22 protein-coding genes are annotated in these 22150 nt (G+C 65.3%); 11 read left to right on the top strand and 11 right to left on the bottom strand.

From position 1 onward, the window contains the following. Positions 1 to 38 precede the first annotated feature (38 nt). From JOD47_RS13830 to JOD47_RS13815, 4 genes are read right to left on the bottom strand one after another with little or no spacing between them, the layout of a single operon-like run. Positions 39 to 1121: an adenylate/guanylate cyclase domain-containing protein gene (locus tag JOD47_RS13830; protein ID WP_239548613.1), complete on the bottom strand. Its 1083-nt coding sequence runs from the start codon at positions 1119 to 1121 to the stop codon at positions 39 to 41. Between the two features lie 55 nt (positions 1122 to 1176). Next, positions 1177 to 1785 carry a PH domain-containing protein gene (locus tag JOD47_RS13825; RefSeq protein WP_204535066.1) on the bottom strand — a complete coding sequence of 203 codons (609 nt, stop codon included), beginning with the start codon at positions 1783 to 1785 and terminating at the stop codon, positions 1177 to 1179. A gap of 41 nt (positions 1786 to 1826) precedes the next feature. Then, positions 1827 to 2711, bottom strand: a complete 885-nt coding sequence (locus JOD47_RS13820) for a biotin--[acetyl-CoA-carboxylase] ligase (RefSeq protein ID WP_204535063.1) — start codon at positions 2709 to 2711, stop codon at positions 1827 to 1829. Between the two features lie 22 nt (positions 2712 to 2733). Then, positions 2734 to 3582 (bottom strand): SDR family oxidoreductase, encoded by an 849-nt coding sequence (locus JOD47_RS13815; protein WP_239548111.1) that lies wholly within the window; start codon positions 3580 to 3582, stop codon positions 2734 to 2736. A gap of 231 nt (positions 3583 to 3813) precedes the next feature. Here JOD47_RS13815 and JOD47_RS13810 point away from each other — a divergent pair, with 231 nt between their 5' ends. The 4 genes from JOD47_RS13810 to JOD47_RS13795 all read left to right on the top strand — a co-directional run bounded on the left by JOD47_RS13810 (position 3814) and on the right by JOD47_RS13795 (position 6587). Beyond that, positions 3814 to 5457: an acyl-CoA carboxylase subunit beta gene (locus tag JOD47_RS13810; RefSeq protein WP_204535059.1), complete on the top strand. Its 1644-nt coding sequence runs from the start codon at positions 3814 to 3816 to the stop codon at positions 5455 to 5457. After that, positions 5454 to 5684: an acyl-CoA carboxylase subunit epsilon gene (locus JOD47_RS13805; RefSeq protein WP_307836295.1), complete on the top strand. Its 231-nt coding sequence runs from the start codon at positions 5454 to 5456 to the stop codon at positions 5682 to 5684. The genes JOD47_RS13810 and JOD47_RS13805 overlap by 4 nt, the downstream gene beginning before the upstream one ends. 113 nt (positions 5685 to 5797) lie before the next feature. Next, positions 5798 to 6241 carry a pyridoxamine 5'-phosphate oxidase family protein gene (locus JOD47_RS13800; RefSeq protein WP_204535057.1) on the top strand — a complete coding sequence of 148 codons (444 nt, stop codon included), beginning with the start codon at positions 5798 to 5800 and terminating at the stop codon, positions 6239 to 6241. Positions 6242 to 6254: 13 nt separating this feature from the next. Then, positions 6255 to 6587 carry a cupin domain-containing protein gene (locus JOD47_RS13795; RefSeq protein WP_204535055.1) on the top strand — a complete coding sequence of 111 codons (333 nt, stop codon included), beginning with the start codon at positions 6255 to 6257 and terminating at the stop codon, positions 6585 to 6587. A 21-nt stretch (positions 6588 to 6608) separates the two neighbouring features. On the opposite strand, the gene JOD47_RS13790 is transcribed toward JOD47_RS13795, so the two are convergent. Then, complete coding sequence (locus JOD47_RS13790; RefSeq protein ID WP_204535053.1) at positions 6609 to 7874, bottom strand: serpin family protein; 1266 nt, start codon at positions 7872 to 7874, stop codon at positions 6609 to 6611. A gap of 246 nt (positions 7875 to 8120) precedes the next feature. Between JOD47_RS13790 and JOD47_RS13785 the strand changes: the two genes are divergently transcribed. Beyond that, positions 8121 to 9743: a DUF885 domain-containing protein gene (locus JOD47_RS13785; protein WP_204536742.1), complete on the top strand. Its 1623-nt coding sequence runs from the start codon at positions 8121 to 8123 to the stop codon at positions 9741 to 9743. A gap of 89 nt (positions 9744 to 9832) precedes the next feature. Here JOD47_RS13785 and JOD47_RS13780 read toward each other — a convergent pair whose 3' ends face one another. After that, positions 9833 to 10600, bottom strand: a complete 768-nt coding sequence (locus JOD47_RS13780) for a hypothetical protein (RefSeq protein WP_204535051.1) — start codon at positions 10598 to 10600, stop codon at positions 9833 to 9835. Next, the gene (locus JOD47_RS13775) at positions 10597 to 11130 is read right to left on the bottom strand and encodes a sigma-70 family RNA polymerase sigma factor (protein WP_204535049.1); all 534 of its coding nucleotides are present in this window, start codon (positions 11128 to 11130) and stop codon (positions 10597 to 10599) included. The genes JOD47_RS13780 and JOD47_RS13775 overlap by 4 nt, the downstream gene beginning before the upstream one ends. 171 nt (positions 11131 to 11301) lie before the next feature. Here JOD47_RS13775 and JOD47_RS13770 point away from each other — a divergent pair, with 171 nt between their 5' ends. The 3 genes from JOD47_RS13770 to JOD47_RS13760 all read left to right on the top strand — a co-directional run bounded on the left by JOD47_RS13770 (position 11302) and on the right by JOD47_RS13760 (position 14679). Next, positions 11302 to 12012 (top strand): CHRD domain-containing protein, encoded by a 711-nt coding sequence (locus JOD47_RS13770; protein ID WP_204535047.1) that lies wholly within the window; start codon positions 11302 to 11304, stop codon positions 12010 to 12012. Positions 12013 to 12121: 109 nt separating this feature from the next. Beyond that, positions 12122 to 12751, top strand: coding sequence for a Maf family protein (locus JOD47_RS13765; protein ID WP_204535045.1), 630 nt, complete (start codon positions 12122 to 12124; stop codon positions 12749 to 12751). Between the two features lie 116 nt (positions 12752 to 12867). Beyond that, positions 12868 to 14679, top strand: a complete 1812-nt coding sequence (locus tag JOD47_RS13760) for an acetyl/propionyl/methylcrotonyl-CoA carboxylase subunit alpha (protein WP_204535043.1) — start codon at positions 12868 to 12870, stop codon at positions 14677 to 14679. 77 nt (positions 14680 to 14756) lie between these two features. Here the strand turns inward: JOD47_RS13760 and JOD47_RS13755 are convergent, their stop codons facing one another. Continuing rightward, positions 14757 to 15488 carry an NADPH-dependent F420 reductase gene (locus JOD47_RS13755; protein ID WP_204535041.1) on the bottom strand — a complete coding sequence of 244 codons (732 nt, stop codon included), beginning with the start codon at positions 15486 to 15488 and terminating at the stop codon, positions 14757 to 14759. A 281-nt stretch (positions 15489 to 15769) separates the two neighbouring features. On the opposite strand from JOD47_RS13755, the gene JOD47_RS13750 reads away from it, so the two are divergent. Continuing rightward, a complete protein-coding gene (locus JOD47_RS13750) occupies positions 15770 to 17323 on the top strand; it encodes a DHA2 family efflux MFS transporter permease subunit (protein WP_307836293.1) in 1554 nt (517 codons plus the stop codon). 76 nt (positions 17324 to 17399) lie between these two features. Here the strand turns inward: JOD47_RS13750 and JOD47_RS13745 are convergent, their stop codons facing one another. After that, the gene (locus JOD47_RS13745; protein WP_204535038.1) at positions 17400 to 17789 is read right to left on the bottom strand and encodes a MerR family transcriptional regulator; all 390 of its coding nucleotides are present in this window, start codon (positions 17787 to 17789) and stop codon (positions 17400 to 17402) included. A gap of 159 nt (positions 17790 to 17948) precedes the next feature. Here JOD47_RS13745 and JOD47_RS13740 point away from each other — a divergent pair, with 159 nt between their 5' ends. Then, the gene (locus tag JOD47_RS13740) at positions 17949 to 19283 is read left to right on the top strand and encodes an NtaA/DmoA family FMN-dependent monooxygenase (RefSeq protein ID WP_204535036.1); all 1335 of its coding nucleotides are present in this window, start codon (positions 17949 to 17951) and stop codon (positions 19281 to 19283) included. Next, complete coding sequence (locus JOD47_RS13735; protein WP_204535034.1) at positions 19280 to 19843, top strand: flavin reductase family protein; 564 nt, start codon at positions 19280 to 19282, stop codon at positions 19841 to 19843. The genes JOD47_RS13740 and JOD47_RS13735 overlap by 4 nt, the downstream gene beginning before the upstream one ends. A 93-nt stretch (positions 19844 to 19936) precedes the next feature. Here JOD47_RS13735 and JOD47_RS13730 read toward each other — a convergent pair whose 3' ends face one another. Continuing rightward, on the bottom strand, positions 19937 to 20683 hold the full coding sequence (locus tag JOD47_RS13730) for a hypothetical protein (RefSeq protein WP_204535032.1): 747 nt from the start codon (positions 20681 to 20683) through the stop codon (positions 19937 to 19939). Then, complete coding sequence (locus tag JOD47_RS13725) at positions 20680 to 22029, bottom strand: serine/threonine-protein kinase (protein ID WP_204535030.1); 1350 nt, start codon at positions 22027 to 22029, stop codon at positions 20680 to 20682. Before JOD47_RS13725 ends, JOD47_RS13730 begins: the two co-directional genes overlap by 4 nt. Between the last annotated feature and the right edge of the window lie 121 nt (positions 22030 to 22150).

Raw genomic sequence — 22150 nt, 5'->3', positions numbered from 1 at the left:
ACTTGTGCCCATGAGGGTGTGACGCGGTGGGCGGGACGTCAGTCGAGAACCAGGCCGGTACCTGTTCCGCGGGCGAGCGTCACGGGGTGCACTTCCCCGAAACCGCGCACCGTCCGCGCCTTGTGGGGCATCAGGACAAAGCGTTCATTGTCCCGCAGCGTTGCGGCGGTGGAGGCATCAATCAGTACCGTTCCGGGTTCCGCCAGCGAGGTCAGGCGCGAGGCCAGGTTCACCGTGGGCCCGTAGATGTCGCCCAGCCGGGACAGGATCCGGCCCCAGACCATGGAGACGCGGGCAGATGGAAGCAGGTCATCCTCGGTGAACGCCTTGGCGAGCGCCAGCGAGATTTCCGCGCCGGCCTCGGGCGTCTCGGCAATGTAAAGCACTTCATCCCCGATGGTCTTGACCAGGCGGCCACCGCCGACGGAGATGATCTCGGCGCACTTGTTCTCGAACCGCTGCACCAGCTGGGCGAGGGTGCGTTCGTTCATCTGCCGGGACAGGCTCGTGTAGGAGACCAGGTCCGCGAATCCGACGGCGCGGGCCAGCGGCAGCGGCGCGTCGTCCTCGGTTCCTTCCGGCCCGCCGGCGCTGGAGGCGAGCCCGGACTCCGAGCGGACGGCCAGCCGCTGGACCGCTGCGTTCATCTGGCGGCGCCAGGCGTAAACCAGCGTCTTCTCGAGCGGCTCAAGCAGGTGTGGAAGTTCGGCCACGAGGTTCCGGCGCGCGGCGGAGTCGGAGATCTCGCGCTGAACCACCATTTCCTCAACGAGCGCCTCAATCTGCCACACCACCATGCGGTCGGTCATCTGGCCGATCGCCCGGGTGATCGAGATCGCCGCCGATTCGGTGAGCTGTTCCTTGCGCACCAGTTCGATGATGGTGGTCAGTGCTTCCATGTCCTTCTCGGTGAACGCGACGTCGTCGTCCCCGATATTGGGAAAGCCCATCGCGCGCCAGAGCTTACGCGCGGAGAGCAGGGACACCCCTGCGCCTGTTGCCACGTCGCGGCGGCGCAGCGTTCGTTCGGCGCCGAGCAACTCGACCTCAAGCCGCCGGATGGCGTCGCGGTCTAGCTTGTCAGGCGGCGGCGGCAGGTCCGCCCGGTTGAACGCCGGCATGGAAAGCGTCAGGGGGTTGTCGGGGTCATCCGCAAAGGAGCCGGTGCCGCCGGCTTCAGTTCCATCCGTGCCGCTGCTGGCGCTCATCACCGCTCCTGTTCCATACGTCGTCTTCTGCCCCTTCGACCGGCTCAGCTTCCATATTTACACCATCGAACATGGCGGTCAGCGGGAGGTCGCTGATCGCCGCCACCATGTACTCCTTGAACGTGTGCACCTGGGGAACCTCGCTGAACGCAAGGATCCGGTCGCGGCCCAGATCGACAACCAGCGTGCCGCCGCCGGTGAGCCGCTCCACGAGGCCCTGCTCGATGATGATCTGGAAAATTCCCGTGAGCCGCACTTCCCGCTCACTGCGCCTGGTGATACCTGCCCGCCGGATCAGCCGCCGGCTGGTCAGTACGTACCGGGTCCCCGACCACTGCAGCAGCGGCCGGAGGAAAATGCGGAACAGGAAAAGCAGCACCAGGACCAGGAAACCGGTGAGGATCGCCGGCCCCCACTGCTCCCACCCGAGCGGCAGCTGCGACCGGCTGAACCAACCGAGCCCGTAGCCGGCACCGGCCAGGATCAGCAGCGCCACGCAGAACGGAACCAGCAGCCTCCGCGGATGCGGCCGGGTACGGACCACCACGTGCTCCCCCGGCTCGAGTCTTATCCGCATGATCGTCTATCCGGTGCGTGCTGCATTGGTCGAGCGCCCACTTACAGCGTCAGCGGCCGCAGATGTACGACGTCGCCTGCCGAGACCGTGTGCCTCTCGCCCTCCTCATCGCGCACCACCAGGGCACCGTGGGAGTCGAGGTTCATGGCACGCCCGGTGATGACGGTGCCGTTGGGCAGGTCCGCCTGGACCTCCTGACCCAGGGTCACCATGCGTTCACTCACCCGTGCGAGCAGCGAGGTGCCGTCCTTCCAGGGGCGGGTGGCGTCGCCGTCCACGGCGGTGAACTCACCGTAGTGCGCCGAAAGGCGGCGCAGATAGGCCTTCAGGAGGATGTTCCGGTCCGTCGTGGTGGCGTATTCAAGCAGCAGGCTGGTGGCGGAGGGGACCGGCAGTTCCTGGTCGGTGAGACTCACGTTCACACCGGCACCGACGACGACGGCGGGCGGCTCCGCGTTGGCGCCCGGCACCAGCTGGGCCAGGACACCGGCCAGCTTGCGGCCGTCGACGTGGACATCGTTGGGCCACTTCAGTTGGGGAGAGATTTCCGTGCGTTCCTCGATGCTCTCCGACAGTGCGAGCGCCGCCAGCAGTGACATCCACGCGTAGCTCTGTGTGGGCAGCGGCCGGCCCTCCGGATTGTGTGGGCGCAGCAGAACGCTCACGAATAGCGAGGACCGCTCAGGCGCCGTCCAGATCCGGTCCAGCCTGCCGCGCCCGGCCGTCTGCTCCTCGGCCGTGAGCACGCTGAGGTCCGGCCATTCCCGCGGTTCCTCGACGGAATGGTGGGCGAGGTCCGTGTTGGTTGAGCCCGTTGCCTCCACCAGGTCCAGCCTGCCGTAGGGGCCGTGCGGGTGGCACAGCGCCTCGCGCAGGCCGTTTCCGTCCAGGCCCGGACGTTCAAGGTTGGAGTAGCGGGATGTCATGCTCCCAGCCTACTGGGCGGGGTCAGAGGAAGATGTCCGGCACCAGGCGGTCTTCGGGGGCGCCGAGGCTGTAGCGGCTGAAGTCGGTGACGCCAACGGAGCGCAGGACCTCCTCGTCCGTGAAGAAATTTCCGGTGCATTCCCGGGACTTCCGGAGCAGCACGGCGTGCGCGGCGTCAGCGACGATGTCCGGTGTCCGGGCCGCCTTGATCAGCTCGCTGCCGCCGGGCATGTTGCGGATCGCCGCAGTGTCGATCAGCGTCCGCGGCCACAGCGAGTTGACGGCGATGCCCTCGTTCCGGAGTTCCTCTGCGAGCCCCAGTGTTGTGAGGCTCATGCCGTACTTGGCCATGGTGTAGGCGAGGTGCTTGCCGGCCCAGACGGGGTCCAGGTTCAGCGGCGGGGAGAGCGTCAGAATGTGCGGGTTCGCCCCCTCGCGCAGCGCCGGCAGCGCGAACTTGCTCAGCATGAACGTTCCGCGCACGTTGATGTCCGCCATGAGGTCATAGCGCTTCATGGACACGTCGGGCGTTTTCGAGAGGTCTATCGCCGACGCATTGTTGATGACGACGTCGATACCCCCGAATTCGGCGACCGTCGCCTTCACAGCCGAGGCGACGTCGTCGTCGTTCCTGACATCCCCGACGAGAGCCAGCGCACCGCCGCCGGCCGTGCGGATCTGTTCCGCAGCGGTATGGACAGTGCCTTCGAGGCTGGGATGGGGCTCGCCCGTTTTGGCGAGGATGGCGACGTTGGCGCCGTCGCGGGCCGCCCGGAGCGCGATCGCGAGGCCGATGCCCCTGCTGCCGCCGGACATGAGGATGGTGCGCCCTGAAAGGGTGCCGGACACAGGTGCGCCATTGCGGGTCATAGGGGACACCATAAGGCGAGGAAGGGGGAGAAAGCCTAATTGTTACTCGCGGGTAACTTCCGGGCGCACGCTAAGTCTTTTGAGGAGTTGTTGTAGGTGTTCTACAGCCATAGGGGCCGATTGGCTTACTAGACTGGGCGGGAAGCCCGGTTCTTTGGAGGAAACCTACTTAAGGCCCCAACGGAACCGGCTACCCGCCCGCCAGCCAGGACATCAATCGGAAGAGACTCGATGCAACCCGAAACGCTTCCCCTCGAGCAGGACGCCGGATTCACAAAGGACACAGGTGACGCCGGCCCCGACCTCAAGACCACCGCGGGCAAGCTCGCCGACTTCCGGCAACGCCAGGAACGCACCCTCTCGCCGTCGGGCCCGGAGGCCATCGAGAAGCAGCACGCCCGGGGCAAGGGAACGGCACGTGAGCGCATCGATCTGCTCGTGGACCCGGGATCCTTCGTGGAGTTCGACGCCCTCGCCGTCCACCGGTCCACGGCATTCGGGATGGAGAAGAAGAAGCCGCTCGGCGACGGCGTGGTATCCGGTTACGCCACGGTGGACGGCCGGCAGATCGCGATCTACAGCCAGGACTTCACGGTCTACGGCGGTTCGCTCAGCCAGGTCAACGGCGAAAAAATCGTCAAGGTGCAGGAGTTCGCCCTCCGCAACGGCTGCCCGCTGGTGGGCATCAACGACGGCGGCGGCGCACGCATCCAGGAGGGCGTCGCGTCGCTCGCGATGTTCGCTGACATCTTCCGCAACAACGTCCATGCCTCCGGCGTGGTCCCGCAGATCTCGCTCATCATGGGCCCGTGTGCCGGCGGCGCCGCGTACTCCCCCGCCCTGACCGACTACGTGGTCATGGTGGACAAGAGCTCACACATGTTCATCACCGGCCCGGACGTCATCAAGACCGTCACCGGCGAGGACGTGGACATGGAAACCCTCGGAGGCGCGCGCCAGCACAACTCCACCACGGGTACCTCCACCTATCTGGCGACCGATGAGCAGGACGCCATCGACTTTGTCCGGGAGCTGCTCGACTTCCTGCCGTCCAACAACCTTGCCGAGGCACCGCTGACCGAGTTCACCGAGGAGCTCGAACTCAACGAGGTTGACGCCCAGTTGGATACGCTCATCCCCGACTCCGCCAACCAGCCCTATGACATGCACACCGTCATCTCGACGGTCGTCGACGACGGCCACTTCCTGGAAATGCAGTCGCTCTACGCGCCGAACGTGGTGATCGGCTACGCCCGCGTGGAGGGCCACACCATCGGCATCGTCGCCAACCAGCCGATGCAGTTCGCGGGCACCCTGGACATCGCTGCTTCCGAGAAGGCCGCACGGTTTGTCCGCCACTGCGATGCGTTCAACATCCCAATCCTCACGCTGGTGGACGTCCCGGGCTTCCTGCCGGGCAAGGACCAGGAGTTCAACGGAATCATCCGGCGCGGCGCCAAACTCCTGTACGCCTACGCGGAGGCCACGGTTCCCAAAATCACGGTCATCACGCGCAAGGCCTACGGCGGCGCCTACATCGTCATGGGCTCCAAGAAGCTCGGCGCGGACCTCAACCTCGCGTGGCCCACGGCGCAGATCGGCGTGATGGGCGCACAGGGCGCGGTGAACATCCTCTACCGCGGTCACCTGAAATCAGTAGCCGACGCCGGCGGCAACGTTGAAGCTGCCCGCACCGAGGTGATCAACCAGTATGAAGAGGAACTGCTCAATCCGTACCAGGCCGCGCAGCTGGGTTACGTGGACGCGGTAATTGCGCCGTCAGACACCCGCGTCCAGGTTGTCCGCGGCCTGCGTGCCCTGCGCGACAAGCGCGCCTCACTGCCCGCCAAGAAGCACGGGAACATCCCGCTGTGAGCGCGGACCTCTTGCCTCCAGAAGAAGCCGCGCCGCTGTTCCAGGTGGTGGCAGGGAACCCGACGCCGGAGGAGCTGGCGGCTCTCGCCGTCGTCGTGCTTGGACTGCAGGCGAACGACGACGGCGCACGCGGGCACGCACCGCACCGCACCTGGATCCGGCGCGATCAGTTGCGCCTCGGCCCCCGGCCTGGGCCGGGATCGTGGCGGCGCAGCGCCCTGCGGTAACTCACGCAGCCACAATACGCGGGATCCTTCCACTTCCGGCGGCTTCCACCCTAGGGTGGGGGTTATCAGACCGAGCACGGCGATTGCTGAATGGTTCCGGCGGAAGGAAACTGATGGATCCCAGGGAAGACGAGTGGCGAGGACAGCCCGGCACGCTTCATATGTCGGAGGATCTCTCGGAGACCAGGTGCTGGGCCCTGCTCAGCACGCACCAGACGGGCCGGATCGGTTTCCTGCGGGACGGCGCCGTGCAGATCTACCCGGTCAACTACCTGGTGCACGACGGCGCAATCTACTTCCGCACCCGGGAAGACGGGGATATCGTCAACCTGCTTCCCCTCGACGGCTGCGCCTTTCAGGTGGATGAGGTCCGGTCCGAGGCGATGGCCGGCTGGTCTGTCCTGGCCAACGGAAAAGCGGATGCAATCCGCGACGAGGCGCTGCTGACCGAGCTGTGGGGACGGTCCACCGAGGAACCGTGGGCGGGCGGATCGCGGACAACGTCCGTGGGAATCCAGCCCACACAGATCAGCGGCCGCAGTGTCCAGGCAGTCTGAGGCGGAGGAGCCCGTGCAGAAATCGTCGCTGACCGCGCTGATGCGGCACCAGCTGGAGATCGCGCGCAGCGCCTCAAGCGGGCGCAGCGCCCGGACCGTGTTCGGCGGGCACGAGCAGACCCTGCGCCAGACCATGATCGCCCTCGCAGCAGGCTCATCCCTGGCCGAGCATGAGAATCCCGGTGAGGCCACGGTTCAGGTGCTGCAGGGTCGCGTGACGCTGCGTGCCGGTGACGTGTCCTGGGAAGGGTCTCCCGGGGACCTGCTGATTGTCCCGCGGGCCCGGCATTCGCTGGAAGCCATCGAGGAGTCGGTCGTGCTCCTGACTGTGGCGAAGCTGTCCTGACTCAGGTCCGGCTCGGGTCCATCACTGTGTTCCTGGGTCCATGACCGTTCCGAGGAACAGTGGCATGCCGGTGTCCTCGTGGAGGATCTGGTAAAGGAAGGGCCGGTCGAAGGTGATCTCGACGTCCGGCTCCGCGAACCCGCTCTCAGCCATGCTGATCTGGGTCACCGCAGCGGCGATGGTGCCCTTCTCGGCAACGGTGATGTTCGCCGATTGGGCGGCCCCTTCCACGTAGAGTCCGTCGGCGCTGATGCCGCTGAAATCAGGCGTCTCACCCATGGCCTCCTCCAGCCCCATGGTGGTGAGCACCTCCTTGAGGTCCAGATCATAGCTGTGGTCCCACGAGGGCAGGGTCAGCGCAACCAGCCCTTCGCCGGCGTCGTCCATTTCCTTGTTGGCCTGCGCGAGGGCAGCCTCGTCCAGGACCGGGCTTGTGCCTTCCTCCGGCAGGATCAATCGCATCACGAACCCGTTGTTATAAGGCAGGTCGACGCCCTGCCAGCCGTCGCCGTCTGCGTACTTCAGCGGCATGACCGTGTACATCAGGGGCGTCTGGACCAAGCTGCTGCTCGTCCTGAAGGGTCCGGTTTCCGTGCTTTGAGGGTCAAACGGGTCAGCCCAGGCCGCTGCGAAGTACACGGTGTTGATGATGTTGAGGCGGGTGCGTTCCGAGGGTTCGATCGGCACTTCCTCGATGCGACCGCCGGTGTGGTGGTTCACCCAGGCGTTCATTCCGTCGAGGGCTCCGCCCGTTCGGTAGTCCACCGGGTACACACCGGTGCCGTAGTGCTGAGCCAACGGTTCCAGGAATGCAGCCTCAAGCGGCAGGTCCTCCGCCGGAAACAGCCCGTTGGCGAGGTGCAGCAGCGGTTCCTCCGGTGGTTCCTCGCCATCGACCGTGGCCGGATCGCCGTCGTGCGCGGCCCAGGCGGCCAGCAGCGCGTTCATTGCCTCGTCGCGGTGCTCGGCAGGCAAACCGAGAACGGAATCCATCTCCGCCGCCGTCGTCGTCCGCGCGCCAACGCGCAGCATGGCGAGCGCTGCAAGCGCGCTGACCGGGCTGGTGACCTGGTTGCCCTCTGGATCGGCGGCCAGCATCGCTGCGCCGATCCGGTACGAGGAATCGCGCAGGGCAGCGACGGCGTCGGGATGGTCTGTGAGCAGCACGGACTGGCGCTCAGCATCGGCGATGCGCTGTTCCGGAAGGGCTGCTGTTCCGCAGCCGGTCAGTGTCAGTACCCCGATGGCAAGGACGGCGGTGAAAAATCTTCCCGGGATACTGCCCATGGTTCCCCCATCGATGAAAACAGGCTGACATATAAACCTAGGCCTGGCGGATACCCGGCCTCCAGCACGGCCGCAACACAATCAGGTCACGATCCCGCTGAACCGTAGACAGCTCTGTGGCCGTGGGCAACAACGTGCCGTTAGGCTCTACGGGTGAGCAACGAGACTTCCACCACTAACCTGACCGCTGAGGCACCCACCCGCGCCCAGACGGCCATCGACGCCGTTGCCGAGGCCTATACGGAGATGCTGCTGCAACTCGATCCGGGATTTGCCACGCAGCTTGGCCTGCCGGGACACGAGACCGAATACCGCGACTACTCCCCCGCCGGGCTGGAGGCGTTCGCCGAAGCCACGCGGGAAACCCTCGGCCGCCTGATTGACCTCGAACCAACCGACGACGTCGACGCCGTCACCCTGGATGCGATGCATGAGCGCCTCGGGCTGGAACTTGAGATCCACGAGACCGGCCTGCGCCTGGCAGACCTGAACAACCTCGCCTGCCCTGCCCAGGAAATCCGCATGATCTTTGACCTCATGCCCACCGACACCGCCGAACAGTGGCACCACATTGCCGGCAGGCTCTGCAACGTGCCGGACGCCGTCGGCGGTTACATCACCTCCCTTCGCGAAGGCAAGAACCGCGGCATTCTGCCCGCAGCACGCCAGATCCGCATTGTGATCGAACAGACCAGTGCCTACGCTGCCGACGGCGGCTACTTCGATGAGTACGTGAGCGGCGCAACCATCGATGACGACGGCGGTCTTCCGGACTCCGTGCTAACGGAACTCGCCGCCGGCTGCGAAGCCGCACGCAACGCCTACCGTCACCTCAGCACCTTCCTCGAGGAGGAGCTGTTGCCGGAGGCTCCCGAGAAGGACGCGGTGGGCCGTGAACGCTACTCGCTAATGTCACGCCAGTTCCTGGGTGCTGCTGTGGACCTCGAGGAGACCTACCAGTGGGGCGTTGATGAACTGGACCGGCTGATTGCCGAGCAGGAGTCCGTCGCCAACGAGATCAAGGAAGGCGCATCCATCGAGGAAGCAATGCGCATCCTCGATGAATCGCCCGAGCGCCAACTGCAGGGCACCGACGCGCTGCAGGCCTGGATGCAGGGTCTGTCGGACCGCGCCGTCCGTGAACTTGCCGGTGTGCACTTCGACATCCCGGACATCATGCGCACCATCGAGTGCATGATTGCGCCCACCAAGGAAGGTGGCATCTACTACACGGGGCCCAGCGATGACTTCGCCCGCCCGGGCCGCATGTGGTGGTCGGTGCCGGAAGGTGAAGACACCTTCACCACGTGGAAGGAAACCACCACGGTTTACCACGAGGGCGTTCCGGGACATCACCTGCAGATCGCCACGGCAACCTTCCAGCGCGGGCTCCTGAACTCCTGGCGCCGCAACGCCGTCTGGGTCTCCGGGCACGGTGAAGGCTGGGCGCTGTATGCGGAGCGGCTCATGGAGTCCCTCGGTTACCTGAATGATCCGGGAGACCGGCTCGGCATGCTGGATGCCCAGCGGATGCGCGCGGCCCGGGTGGTCTTCGATATCGGCGTCCACCTCGAACTCGACATCCCTGAGCGTTGGGGCTCCGGTACCTGGACCCCGGACAAGGGGTACGAGTTCCTGAAGAAGAACATTGCCATCAGCGAAGGGCAGCTGAACTTCGAGTTCACCCGCTACCTCGGCTGGCCCGGGCAGGCGCCCGCCTACAAGATCGGCCAGCGTCTCTGGGAGCAGATCCGCGACGAGGTGAAGCAGCGGGAAGGTGAGTCCTTCAACCTGCGGGACTTCCACACCCGCGCGCTCAACCTCGGTTCGGTCGGCCTCGACACGCTCCGCCGGGCGCTGCTCAGCTAGTTCCCTCGCCCTTTCGCGTTGATTTGGCAGGACACGCCCCTTATGGACCCTCAAAAGGGGCGTGTCCTGCCAACTCAACTGGTTAGGGATCAGACCTCCGGAAGGATCGAGGAGGCCACCACTTCACCGGAGTCCCTGCGAATCTGCAGTTCCGAGACGTCCTCGCGCATCAGAGCGGCGTTCAGGCTGCAGGTGACGGTCTGCTCGGACCCCAGGAAGGTGCCCGACGTAAGCTCACGGCCGTCCTCACTCACAAGGACAACTTCGAAGCTTTCACCAACGGTCAACCCGTCCACTTCGAGAACCGTTTCGGTACCCCAGGTGTGTGCGACTACCGCGGCGTCAAAAGAGACGCCTTCCGGAACCTCAGGGAAGACTACGTTCTCGGTTACCCCGAGAGCCCCGGGAGGACCGTCAGGCGGTGATTGCAGCACGTTGTCAATGACTGCTCCCCCCAGCGCCCCAATAAGAAGCAGACCCGCCGCTGCCAGTCCGATCACGGCTTTTCGGGAGCCGTACGTACGGCGATGATGCGATGCGCCAATCTGCTTCAGACCGGCGTCGTTCGCTTGCGGGAACGGGGCAGCGCCCGGGTAGCGAGCGGCAACGCCTTCTTCCGGATCACCCGTTGTGGCCGCAATCACCCTGTCGGCCAGTCCCGGCGGCAGGTCCTGTTCAACCCAGCGAAGATTCGACCGCTCAAGCCGCTCAGCTGTGTCCTTCACGGCAAGGTATTCACTCAGCAGATCGGGATCAGCGGCACAAACACGTTCGAATTCACGCCGTTCTTCGACATCGAGCTCACCGGCAAGGGCGGCGGCGATCAGATTGTCGCGGCGCGCCTGTTCGTCGGTCATCGTGGCTCCTCTCCGAGTGTTTCACGCAGGGCCTTCAGGCCGTAGTACATGCGTGTTCGTAACGTTGCGACCGGTACGCCGCTTCGTTCATGTAGTTGCTGATACGTCCTGCCTTCCAGCTGCACCGCGACGATTACGTCCCGGTGCTCCTGGCTCAGCTGAGCAAGACCGCTATACAACGTGATCCTGTCGTCAATTGCATCGGCCTCCGCCACGGCGGCCGAGGCGACCTCGATCCGATCGTCCGTCATCGGTGCCGGCCGACGTGCGCGTGCCCTGATCTCGTCAACGACGACGTTCCGGGCGATGGCGAACAACCAGGACCGTTCCGACCCCCGCGAGGAACTGTAGCTGCCACGCGAGCGCCATGCCCGCACGAATGTCTCCTGCACGCAATCCTCTGCCATAGCTGCATCGCGAACACTGTTAAGGGCAAAACCGTAGATGGCCCGCGCATGTTCGGCGAACGCCTGATGCACATCGAAGCCCTCGGTCTGCCGGAGCAAGCCGACCACCCTCTTCTCGCTCATCGTCCCAAGCATAGCTACCGTCCGTCCTCGGACCTGATCGTCGTAAGTAACTACTGCTCGGGGAGGCTGTACGTTCATTTTTCAGAACTTGCGGTGAACGAACGCGCACAGTCGGAGGTATACCTTCCACGGCGGCTCCGAATCCCGGCGCCGCAAAAGCAAAGGAATATCATGCGAACGAGGAACAGTTCACGTATCGCCGCGTTGACCGGTACCGCCGGAGCTGTGGCGCTGCTGGCCACGATGGGAGCTGCGCCGGCGTCGGCTGAGACGACGGTTGAGCGCCCGGACACCTTCACCAGCTACCACACGGTCTATGCCACTCCGGATCAGGTTGTGGGCCAGGATGGCAATCCTGCTCCCGGTGAACCAGGAGCAACCGGCGGCTTCGACTTCATGATCAACTCGGACCTGGAAATCATCTGCTACGACATCACCCTGAACGGGGTCACGCCGCCCTATCAGAGCGCGGCGAAAACAGCGACACACATTCACGAGACCGTCGCAGGCGAGAACGGACCGCCGCGGTTGGCGTTCCCCAACCCTGAGGGCGACGGCGTCCTCACCAGTTCCGGCTGCATTCAGGGGCCCTTCACAACCGGCATTGAGGGCGATGACGGCGCGGACACTGGGGAAGGTTTCTCTTTGAAGGAGATTGAAGCCAACCCTGCGGGTTTCTCTGCGGATACCCATACGTCAGCGTACGTTCCCGGTGCGGTGCGCGGGCAGCTGACACCCATGCCGGTCGGCGGTGCGGACACGGGTGTTGCCGTCATCCCGGACGAGGGTTCGAACGCCGCGCTTCCGTTGGCTCTGGGCATCCTCGGCGCTGCCACGCTTGGGGCAGTCGTGGTGACGCGGTCCCGTACCAAGCTGGGCTGACCGAACCCGAGAATCCATCCATTTGGCAGGACACGCCCCTTATGAACCTTCAAAAGGGGTGTGTCCTGCCAACTCGTTTGTGTTCAGTCCTAACACTAGGCTGGTTCGCATGACCCCCCGGCTGATCCTCGCTTCCGCATCCCCCGCACGCACCAAACTCCTCACCGAGGCGGGCATCGCACACTCCGTCACGGTGTCCGATGTCGACGAGGACGCCGTCACCGCCGCACACGGCACGCCGAGCCCGTACGACACCGCCCAGCTGCTGGCGCGTGCGAAGGCGGAGGCCGTCGCGGCACTTCCCGAAGCCCGCGGCGCCCTGGTCATCGGCTGCGATTCGGTGTTCGAGTTCGAGGGCGAGGCGCACGGCAAACCCTACGAGGCGCACGTCGCCAGGGAGCGTATCAAGCGCATGTCCGGCTCTTCCGGAACACTCCACACGGGCCACTGGCTCGTGGATACCCGGGAAACGAACGACGGCGGTTCCGGCGCCGCGCTGGGCGCAGTCGCTTCCGCGGAGGTCCACTTCATGCCGTTGGACGAAGCCGAGATCGAGGCCTACATCGCCACCGGTGAGCCGCTGAACTGTGCCGGCTCCTTCACGATCGACGGGCGCGGCGGAGCCTTCATCCGCAAGGTCGACGGCGATCCCCACGCCGTCGTCGGGCTCAGTGTCTCCACGCTGCGCGAGCTGCTCCGCTCTGCAGGAGTGAGCATCACCGACGTCTGGCAGCAGTAGCGCTTTGTAGCTTCCCTACAAATAATGCCTGCCCAACACGGGGAATCGGCATGGTTTATGGGCAGTAGCAACAAAACCGCGCTAGGCTCCCAACAGATCAAAGGAGCCCCTGACCCATGAGCGAGTCGATGTCCGCACCTGCGGCACCCGTCACCAAAGTCCTGATTGCCAACCGCGGCGAGATCGCAGTTCGTGTGATCCGGGCAGCCCGTGATGAGGGCATCGCGTCGGTCGCTGTCTACGCCGAACCGGACCGGGACGCCCTGCACGTACGCCTGGCCGATGAGGCATTCGCTTTGGGCGGCAACACTGCCGCCGAGTCCTACCTCGTCATGGACAAGATCCTCGATGCTGCCGCACGCAGCGGCGCGGACGCCATCCATCCCGGCTACGGATTCCTCTCCGAGAACTCGCAGTTCGCGCAGCAAGTGATCGACGCCGGTCTCACCTGGATCGGGCCCTCCCCCTCGTCCATCGCGCAGCTCGGTGACAAGGTGCAGGCCCGCCACATTGCCGAGAAAGTCGGCGCCCCCCTGGTTCCCGGCACCAAGAACCCCGTCGAATCGACGCAGGAAGTGCTCGATTTCGCCGATGAGTTCGGCCTTCCGCTGGCGATCAAGGCCGCCTACGGTGGTGGCGGGCGCGGCATCAAGGTGGTTCGCGACCGCGACGAGATCCCCGAGGCCTACGAATCGGCGGTACGTGAAGCGACCGCCGCGTTCGGCCGCGGGGAATGCTTCGTGGAACGCTTCCTGGACGCCCCCCGCCATGTCGAGACGCAGTGTCTGGCCGATGCGCACGGCAACGTCGTTGTCATTTCCACCCGCGACTGCTCCCTCCAGCGCCGCAACCAGAAACTGGTGGAGGAGGCCCCTGCGCCGTTCCTGTCCGAAGACCAGAACCGCCGGCTGTATGAGGCCTCGAAGGCCATCCTGAAGGAAGCCGGCTACCAGGGCGCGGGTACGTGCGAATTTTTGGTTGGTCAAGACGGCACTATCTCGTTCCTCGAGGTCAACACGCGCCTGCAGGTTGAGCACCCCGTCTCCGAAGAGGTCACCGGTATCGACCTGGTGCGCGAGCAGTTCCGCCTCGCCCGCGGCGAACAGCTCGGCTACAGCGACCCTGAGGTCCGGGGCCACTCCTTCGAATTCCGCATCAACGGCGAGGACGCCGGCCGGAACTTCATGCCCGCGCCCGGCACCGTCCAGACACTTAAGCTGCCCACGGGCCCCGGTATCCGCGTGGACTCCGGCATCGAGGCGGGCGAAACCATCGGCGGCAACTTCGATTCGATGCTCGTCAAGCTCATCGTCACCGGAGCCACCCGCAGGCAGGCGCTCGAGAGGTCCCGGCGTGCGCTGGCGGAAATGCAGATCGACGGCATGCCGACCGTCCTGCCGTTCCACGCCGCCGTGGTCAGCGACCCGGCTTTTGCGCCCGAGTCCGGAAGCTTCTCGGTGCACACCCGCTGGATCGAGACGGAGTTCGCCAACACGATTGCGCCGTGGACTCCTGACGGCGATGCTGCGGCGCCGACTGACGACGACGACACCCGCCAACGCGTGACCGTCGAGGTGGGCGGCAAGCGACTGGAGGTTGTGCTTCCCGCTTCGCTTGGCGTAGCCAACGGCAGAGCTCCCGGCAAAGGCACAGGCAAGCCCGGGAAACCGAAGAAGGTTGCCCGCTCACGAGCTGGTGCGGCCTCCGGTGCGAGCGGCGACGACCTCACGTCGCCCATGCAGGGCACGATTGTGAAGGTGGCTGTTCAGGACGGGGACGTAGTGGCTGAGGGAGACCTCATTGTGGTGCTCGAAGCCATGAAAATGGAGCAGCCGCTTACAGCCCACAAGGCGGGCACGCTGTCCGGGCTGACGGCGGTGCCCGGCGATACCGTGTCCGCCGGCGCGATCATCGCGGCGATCAACTAGCTTCACCAACAAACCCACCCACTTAGGGCACAAGCGTTCGACGGCGCTGCGTACGCAATGACGCCCCGGCCCCGCTCCTAGGCGTAGGCGGCTCGGTTCAGGGCGGCAATGTCGTCCGTCGTGAGGGAACCGAACTTCTCACCGATGGTCGCCATGACCTGGTCCCGTCGACCGGGTAGGAGGTCCTTCTCCGCGCGCGCCAGGGCGGCCGGCACTTCATTCCGGGTCAGTTCGGTGCAGTACGTGGGGGCGCCGGGTTGCTGCCTCCAGGAATCGGCGAGGGTACCGGCGTCGACGGCGTCGAATCCAGTGTCTTCCACCAGACTCATCGCGATGCGCTTGGCAGCCTCGTCGCCTGCGACAGGGATGGCAAGACGACCTGCCTGTCCTGCTGCGCTTCCCTTGGCTTCAAGGGTTCCCGAGAGGATCGCGTTCCATGCTTTTACGACGGGGCGGCCGATCTGTTCGCTGACCCATAGGCTCTCGACTCGCCCATCATCGAGGGCTTTTACATGCCCGTCCCGGAGCGGGTAGTAGTTCGACGTGTCGACCACAACCGCGCCCGCGGGCAATCCGTCGATCAGGGGCCGGATGCCCGGCATCCCGCTGAGCGGGATCGAGGTGATGAGCACCTCGACATCCCGAACGACATCAGACGCTTCAACGGCAGTCGCTCCTGTCGCAAGGACGACGGCGTCGATGGTTCCCGGGCCACGCGAGTTGGCAACCTTCACCTGATGCCCGGTTTCCGCGAGCTTCTGTGCCAGCGTCGAACCGATGAATCCTGCACCGAGAATGCCGATCTTCATGAATGTCCCTTCATCGAACACGTTGTGAAGTCCCAGCCTGCAACCTTCCAACAGTGTGAAGGTCAAATCCCGAGCACAAATACGTCTCGCGCAGGCATGGTGTGACGACCATCTCGCCTCACCGATTTGACCTTGCCATTAGTGAGAAGGTTGCACGATAGGACGTGAGGTTCTGCCGCACCGCCCTGTGAGCGGTACGGGTGCCTGCTGCTACACCGTCTACCGCGGTTAAGAGCGCAGGCACGCACACCTCTGACCCTTTTGATAACCAGGAGAGCCCCGTGCCGGGATCGATAACGAATGAAACAACCCTGAACAGTGCGCAACCGCTCCCCGACGCGGCATTCGCCTACACAGTCGACGAAGCGTCAGGTGCAACCACGCCTACTGACCGTGCTACCGGTGATGCCGCCGTTGCTGGCGATCGAATGGCGCCGGGTAGCGCGATGATCATCGGGTTGCTGATGATCTCGGCGTTTGTGGTCCTGTTGAACGAGATGATGCTCGGTGTTGCCCTGCCGACGTTGATCACCGACCTGGCCATCACGCCGACGACGGGTCAGTGGCTGACCACGGGGTACCTGCTGACGCTGGCGGTGCTGATCCCGGCAATCGGGTTCGTGATGCGCCGATTCACCACGCGGAGCATCTTCCTGGGCTCGATGTCGCTGTTCCTTCTTGGCACGGTCATCGCCGCTATCGCTCCGGGCTTCGGTGTGCTCTTCGCAGGACGGATCATCCAGGCAGTCGGTACGGCGGTGTTCGTTCCCTTGCTGATCACCACGACCATGCGCCTGGTACCTGCGTCCCGTCGGGGCAGGATGATGGCCCTTGTCACGGCAGTCCCGGCCGTCGCGCCGGCGGTCGGACCTGCAGTCTCCGGGTTGGTGCTCTCCCAGTTGAGCTGGCGGTGGCTGTTCATCCTGATGCTGCCGATCGTCGTGGTGACACTCATCCTGGGAGCGATGAGGCTGCGGAACGTGACCGTTCCCGAGCGGGTGAGCCTGGACGCGGTGTCCCTGCTGCTGTCCGTCGTCGGATTCGGCGGGTTGGTCTTCGGCCTGGCGTCCATCGGCGAATCGGTCTCCGGGCACGCACCCGTCGCACCCTTCATTCCGATCCTGATCGGACTAGCCGGTGTGGGCGCGTTCGTCTACCGGCAGGTCCGACTGCAAAAGCACGGGGACGCGTTCCTGGACATGCGGATCTTTTCCTCTCGCCAATACGTCCTGCCGACGGTCGTGATGACGTTCGTCGCCATGAACGGTTTCGGCGTCGTCCTGGTCCTGCCGCTCATCCTGACCGCCGTCCTCGGACTGGACACCCTGCAGATGGGCCTGTTCCTCTTCCCCGGGGGAGCGATGATCGCGATCGTCTCCGCGCTCGGCGGACGCATCTACGACAAGGTCGGACCCAAACCCCTGGCCATCCCCGGCTCCATCGTCTGGGTGGCGACTATCTGGTTCCTGACCACCATCGATGAGAAAACCAGTGTCTGGCTGGCCTTGGCCGTCTACCTGGTCATGACCGGAACCCAAGCCCTGATGTGGGCGCCCATGACAACTTCCGCTCTAAGCTCACTGCCGGCCGAGCTTTACTCCCACGGCACCGCCGCGTTCTCCACCGTCCAGCAACTCGCCGGTGCCGCAGGAGGCGCGATCCTCATTTCCGCCTTCACCATCGGAGCCAACGCCACCTACGCCGGCACCCTGGACCTGGCGCAAAGCATCGACGCCGGCCGCGCTGCGTTCACCGTCGCCGGGATCCTCGCCTTCGGCGCGGTCATCGGCACCCTCTTCGTCGGCAAACCCCGCCGCCCCACCCACAACGGATAAATCCGTTCCAACACGCTGCCGGCTGACGAACCAGACCCTTCGCCTTAGGGTTCGTCAGCCCGTCCGGGGAGCCGGGTCAGCCCGCTTTGAGCGACTGACCCTGGGAGGCGGCAACATCGATGGCCTCGATGTACCGGGTGATCGAGTCCCGGTTGTGGATGAGGAAATCAATCTTTTCCGTCATGCGGTCCCGCTCCGTCACCAGCAGCTCCCGCAACCCGGGCTCGGCGTTTTTCACGACGATGGTCTGCGGCTGATCCAGACACGGCAGGATGCTCGAGATGATTCGCGTCGGGATCCCGGAATCAACCAGCCCACGGATCTTCTTCACCCGATCCACCAGATAGTCGTCATACGTCCGGTACCCGTTCTCCAAACGTCGCGGTGAAATCAGGTCTTGTTCCTCGTAATACCGCAGCATTCGGGCAGGAACGCCCGTCTTCTTCGCCAACTCACCAATACGCATACGACCTCCCGGGCCTCGATCGATCACTCACTTGACCTTCACACTAATGGCAATGTTCGAACTAACCAAGCGACCAGAAACAGTAGTGCCTGCCTGCACCACGATCAGCACCGCAAACAAAACCGCCGCATACGAACGACAGCAGTACGAGGAGAACCGATGACCAAGCGACAGATGATCCTGGGCATGCACCTGGGCAACGGATACGGATCACAGACCTCAGCCTGGCGCGCCCCTAACGTTGATCCGGCGAATTACGCGAGCTTCGATGCGCAGGTCCGCTACGCGCAAGCCGCTGAGCGCGGGAAGTTTGCCTTCCTGTTCCTCCCGGACTTCCCCGGCCTGGAGGCCGACGTAGACCACGAAGCACCATCGATGACCCTGGAGCCGATGATGACGCTTGCGGCGATCGCCCGGGCCACCGAGCGCATCGGTCTGGTCGCAACCGGTTCCACGAGCTTCAATGAGCCCTTCAACATCGCCCGCCAGTTCAAGGCCCTGGATGTGATGAGTCACGGACGCGCCGGATGGAACGCGGTCACCAGCAGCGACCCCGCCGCCGCAGCGAACTTCGGCCAAACCCTGGCGTCCCGCCCGCACCGCTACCAGCGAGCCCACGAAACCATCCAGATCGCCCAAGCCCTCTGGGGAAGCTGGCAGCAGGACGCCTGGATCAAGGACCAGAAGTCCGGCCACTTCGCCGACCCCGGCAAGATCCAGCCCATCAATATGCAGGGCGAGCACGTCGCCTCCCGCGGGCCTCTACCCATCCCACCATCCGAGCAGGGCCAGCCCGTCATCTTCTCCGCCGGCGGAGGCGGCAACGGACTCGAGCTCGCCGGACGCTACGCCAACGGCGTCATCGGCGCCACCTTCACCATCGACGACGCCCGCAAGCAACGCCAGGCCTACCGCGATGCCGCCCGCCGGGCAGGGCGCAACCCGGACGAGATCAAGTTCTTCGCCGGAGTCATGCCCGCCATCGGCAAGTCCAAACGCGCCGCTCTGGACCGACGGGTGCAGTTGGGCGAGCTCACAGCCGCTTCGCGGGTCGCCTACCTTGGGTCGATGTTGAACCTGCACCTCGACGCCCATCAGCTCGATGACCCCCTCACCGCCCAGCAACTCGTCGCCGCGTCCCCGAGCCCGTTCGACCCCCGCTCCCCACGCGCATTGGAAGTTGCCCGGGAAGGATGGACCATCCGCGACATCCTCGCTCACGGCGTCATCGACTACCACCCCACCCCCGTCGGCGAAGCATCAGTCACCGCGGACCACATGCAGGAATGGTTCGAAGCCAGCGCCTGCGACGGATTCTGGGTCTCCATCGACGTCAACGAAGACGGTGTCGACACCTTCGTCGACGAAGTCGTCCCCCTCCTCCAGGACCGCGGCATCTACCACCACGACTACGACGGCACCACACTCCGCGACCATCTCGACGCACCCGCCCAATACGGACTCGACCCACGCCTCACGGACCCCACCACATGACGAGCACCACCAATACATCGACCAGCACGACCACCACTGGGGCCACAGCTGACATCACCGACAGCTTCGATCAGCTGCGGTTCCGGGACGCCGTCGGTCACTACGCCTCCGGGATCACCATCATCACCGGCCAGGACGGTGAAGGTCCGCTCGGCTTCACCTGCCAGTCGTTCTATAGCGTCTCCGTCTACCCGCCCCTGGTCTCCTTCAGCGTTATGAGGACCAGCGCCACCTACCCCCGCATCCGCGACACCGGAACCTTCGCCGTCAACATCCTCGCCGCCGGCCAGGAAACCGTCTCCAGCCAGTTCGCCCGCCGAGGCACCGACAGATGGGCCGGAATCACCCGGCGTACGACGAGGCAAGGCAACCCCGTGCTTCACGGCAACCTGGCACGGCTCGACTGCACTATTCACGCTGAACACGACGCCGGCGACCACATCATCGTCATCGGTCGCGTCCTACAACTGGGCACAACCGACGACGAGAAGCCAGACCCGCTGCTGTACTACCAAGGGAAGTACCGGACCCTCCTCCCACCAGCCGCAGCGTTCCAGTGACATGTTCCGCTGCTGCGGTAAGGCGCAGCGATGACCGGCGTGGTGAACAGGCTACCCCCCCCCATGCAGCCGGCGTCGCTGACCGGATCCTGGCTAGTCGTCACTGCTGCGGCCGCGGCCGCGGCCCTTGCCGCCGTCGTCATCATCGTCATCATCATCGTCGTCGTTCGCGGCGTCGAGGATGACGGGAACCGGGACGGTCCCCGCATCGCCGTCTGAGGACCCGCCGTCTGAAGATCCGCTGTTCGAGAATCCGCTGCCGGAGTTGCTGCCGGAACGCCCCGAGTTGCCGGAACCGCTGCCCGAAGAATCAAGGTCCTGATCGTCACCCTCCGGGTCAGCCGTTTCGGGGTCGTCTGCTTCCGGAGTATCGGTGTTCGGGCTCGGGACCGGCTCGGGCGGTTCCAGCGGAGCGGGCGCCTGCGGAGGCTCCGGGTCCGCTGACGGAGCAGGCTCGACGGTTTCGACGGGCTCAGGTTCAACCGACGGTGGGGCTTCCGGCACGACCGGACCGGCCACTGGCTGTGGCATGTCCGCCGCTGCGGGAGCCGCACCCGAGCTCACCAGCCGGTCGATGAGCTGCTCAAGCCGCTGCAGGATCATCACCGCCCGCTCACCGGAAATCTCCCCGTTGATCTGCGCGGTCCGCACCCTTGAGGCGAGCCCCTGGGCGGCCGATACGGCATCTGCGGTGTCCCCGCGGGCGGTGAGGACGGCAATCTCCTGCACGTCCGACTGCAGTTCCCGAGCAACCTCAGCCGCGATCGGCGGCGCAGAACACCCGCTGAACGTCAGGAACGCAGAGACGATCAGAGCGCTGAGGCCGGCACGCAGGTTCACGGCTGGACGCTCTCATACAGGCTGTCGAGCATGGCACCCGTAACTCCGGGGACGGTAGGTAGCGGAGTCGGCCCCGGTCCGGCATTCAGGTCGAAAACAATGAGCAGGACGGCGAACGTCAACCCCACCAGCACGACGACGGCGGCCAGGGCACGGGCGCGCAGCCTCACCTTCGCTGCGGCCCGGCGGCGCGGAGGCTCAGGGTGGGACGCCGTTTCCATATCGAGGGCCTCGAGCGTGAGCTGGCCGGACGGCCGTTCCGCGGGAATCCGGGGTGTACTCCACGGCGCGGTGGCTGCGGATGGGTCCGAAGCTGGTGACGCAGCGGCGGCTGGTGCTCCAACGGCGGTGGACGCCGCAGTGGCAACGGGCGCCGCAGCGGCCGGAGCAACGGCCGGGGACGTATCAGCGGCCGCAGCTACGACGGTTGCGGGCCCCGCCACAGCGCCGGCGAGGGTTGCCGTGGAAGGTTGCGCCGTCGTCGTCGTTTGTTCTGTGCCGGGTCCGGCAGGAATTCCGGCCTCAGTGGAAGGGACGTCGATGGCATCGAGGAGGCGCACCACCTCCGCGGCGGTGGGACGCTCAAGCGGGTTGTCCAGTGTCATTTTCGTGAGCAGTTGGTGCCAGCCCGCGCCGAAGGACTCCGGGATGGCAGGCGGGCGGCTCAACCGGGCGAGCACGCTCTCGAGGCCGGTGCCCGGGAAGGCAGGCTCGCCGATCAGACACTCGATCAGCAGGAGGCCCAGTGCGTAGACGTCGGTCGGCGTGCCCACCCGGTCTCCGCGCGCCTGCTCCGGGCTGAAGTAGGTTGCCGTGCCGATGAGGCTTCCCGTTGCGGTGACCCGGCTGCTCTCGAAGAACCGGGCGATGCCGAAGTCGGTGAGCAGGAAGCTGAACAATCCGGAGGTTGCCGCGCCGTAGCGGGTGAGGACGTTCGAGGGCTTGATATCGCGATGCACAATGCCCTGGCCGTGGATGTACTCAAGGGTGCGGGCGATGTCCCGTGCCGCCGTCGTCGTGCTTTCGATCGACAGTGCGCCGTCCCTCAGGACCGCGCCGAGGTCCGGACCCTTGACGTACTCCATGACGAGGTAGGACGGTTCCAGCCGGCCGCTCTCCGCGTCCATGTCCAGCACGCGGACCAGGCCGGGGTGGTGAAGGGCGGCCAGCATGCGCGCTTCGCCGGATCCCCGTGCCACGCCCTCGGCGGAACCGGGGCGGAACATCTTCACGGCAACGTCCCTGTGCAGGCGGGTATCCCGTGCGCGGTAGACGTCGGCCATACCGCCGGCGCCGATCACGCGGTCGAGGACGTACCGTCCGCTCGCGAGCGTTTCCTGATTCATGCCCATTCGCTCCCGCTAGAAAAGGTAAGCCTGTGGACTATTTTGGCTGAACATCCCTGCGGAAAACTTGGGAAGTCGTCCACGCAAAAAGGCTCCCGCCCAGCCCCTTGCGGGGTGGACG

The organism is Arthrobacter tumbae (assembly GCF_016907495.1).
Lineage (GTDB): Bacteria > Actinomycetota > Actinomycetes > Actinomycetales > Micrococcaceae > Arthrobacter_D > Arthrobacter_D tumbae.
This window is presented reverse-complemented; position numbering and strand designations above follow the sequence as displayed.

Bases quoted from the DNA above. Each gene is read 5' to 3' on its own strand.
- JOD47_RS13740 (WP_204535036.1), top strand. From the start codon at position 17,949: ATGACCAAGCGACAGATGATCCTGGGCATGCACCTGGGCAACGGATAC.
- JOD47_RS13735 (WP_204535034.1), top strand. From the start codon at position 19,280: ATGACGAGCACCACCAATACATCGACCAGCACGACCACCACTGGGGCC.
- JOD47_RS13770 (WP_204535047.1), top strand. From the start codon at position 11,302: ATGCGAACGAGGAACAGTTCACGTATCGCCGCGTTGACCGGTACCGCC.
- JOD47_RS13830 (WP_239548613.1), bottom strand. From the start codon at position 1,121: ATGCCGGCGTTCAACCGGGCGGACCTGCCGCCGCCGCCTGACAAGCTA.
- JOD47_RS13825 (WP_204535066.1), bottom strand. From the start codon at position 1,785: ATGCGGATAAGACTCGAGCCGGGGGAGCACGTGGTGGTCCGTACCCGG.
- JOD47_RS13815 (WP_239548111.1), bottom strand. From the start codon at position 3,582: ATGACCCGCAATGGCGCACCTGTGTCCGGCACCCTTTCAGGGCGCACC.
- JOD47_RS13765 (WP_204535045.1), top strand. From the start codon at position 12,122: ATGACCCCCCGGCTGATCCTCGCTTCCGCATCCCCCGCACGCACCAAA.
- JOD47_RS13725 (WP_204535030.1), bottom strand. From the start codon at position 22,029: ATGAATCAGGAAACGCTCGCGAGCGGACGGTACGTCCTCGACCGCGTG.
- JOD47_RS13780 (WP_204535051.1), bottom strand. From the start codon at position 10,600: ATGACCGACGAACAGGCGCGCCGCGACAATCTGATCGCCGCCGCCCTT.
- JOD47_RS13775 (WP_204535049.1), bottom strand. From the start codon at position 11,130: ATGAGCGAGAAGAGGGTGGTCGGCTTGCTCCGGCAGACCGAGGGCTTC.
- JOD47_RS13760 (WP_204535043.1), top strand. From the start codon at position 12,868: ATGAGCGAGTCGATGTCCGCACCTGCGGCACCCGTCACCAAAGTCCTG.
- JOD47_RS13800 (WP_204535057.1), top strand. From the start codon at position 5,798: ATGGATCCCAGGGAAGACGAGTGGCGAGGACAGCCCGGCACGCTTCAT.
- JOD47_RS13745 (WP_204535038.1), bottom strand. From the start codon at position 17,789: ATGCGTATTGGTGAGTTGGCGAAGAAGACGGGCGTTCCTGCCCGAATG.
- JOD47_RS13790 (WP_204535053.1), bottom strand. From the start codon at position 7,874: ATGGGCAGTATCCCGGGAAGATTTTTCACCGCCGTCCTTGCCATCGGG.
- JOD47_RS13785 (WP_204536742.1), top strand. From the start codon at position 8,121: ATGCTGCTGCAACTCGATCCGGGATTTGCCACGCAGCTTGGCCTGCCG.
- JOD47_RS13810 (WP_204535059.1), top strand. From the start codon at position 3,814: ATGCAACCCGAAACGCTTCCCCTCGAGCAGGACGCCGGATTCACAAAG.
- JOD47_RS13755 (WP_204535041.1), bottom strand. From the start codon at position 15,488: ATGAAGATCGGCATTCTCGGTGCAGGATTCATCGGTTCGACGCTGGCA.
- JOD47_RS13820 (WP_204535063.1), bottom strand. From the start codon at position 2,711: ATGACATCCCGCTACTCCAACCTTGAACGTCCGGGCCTGGACGGAAAC.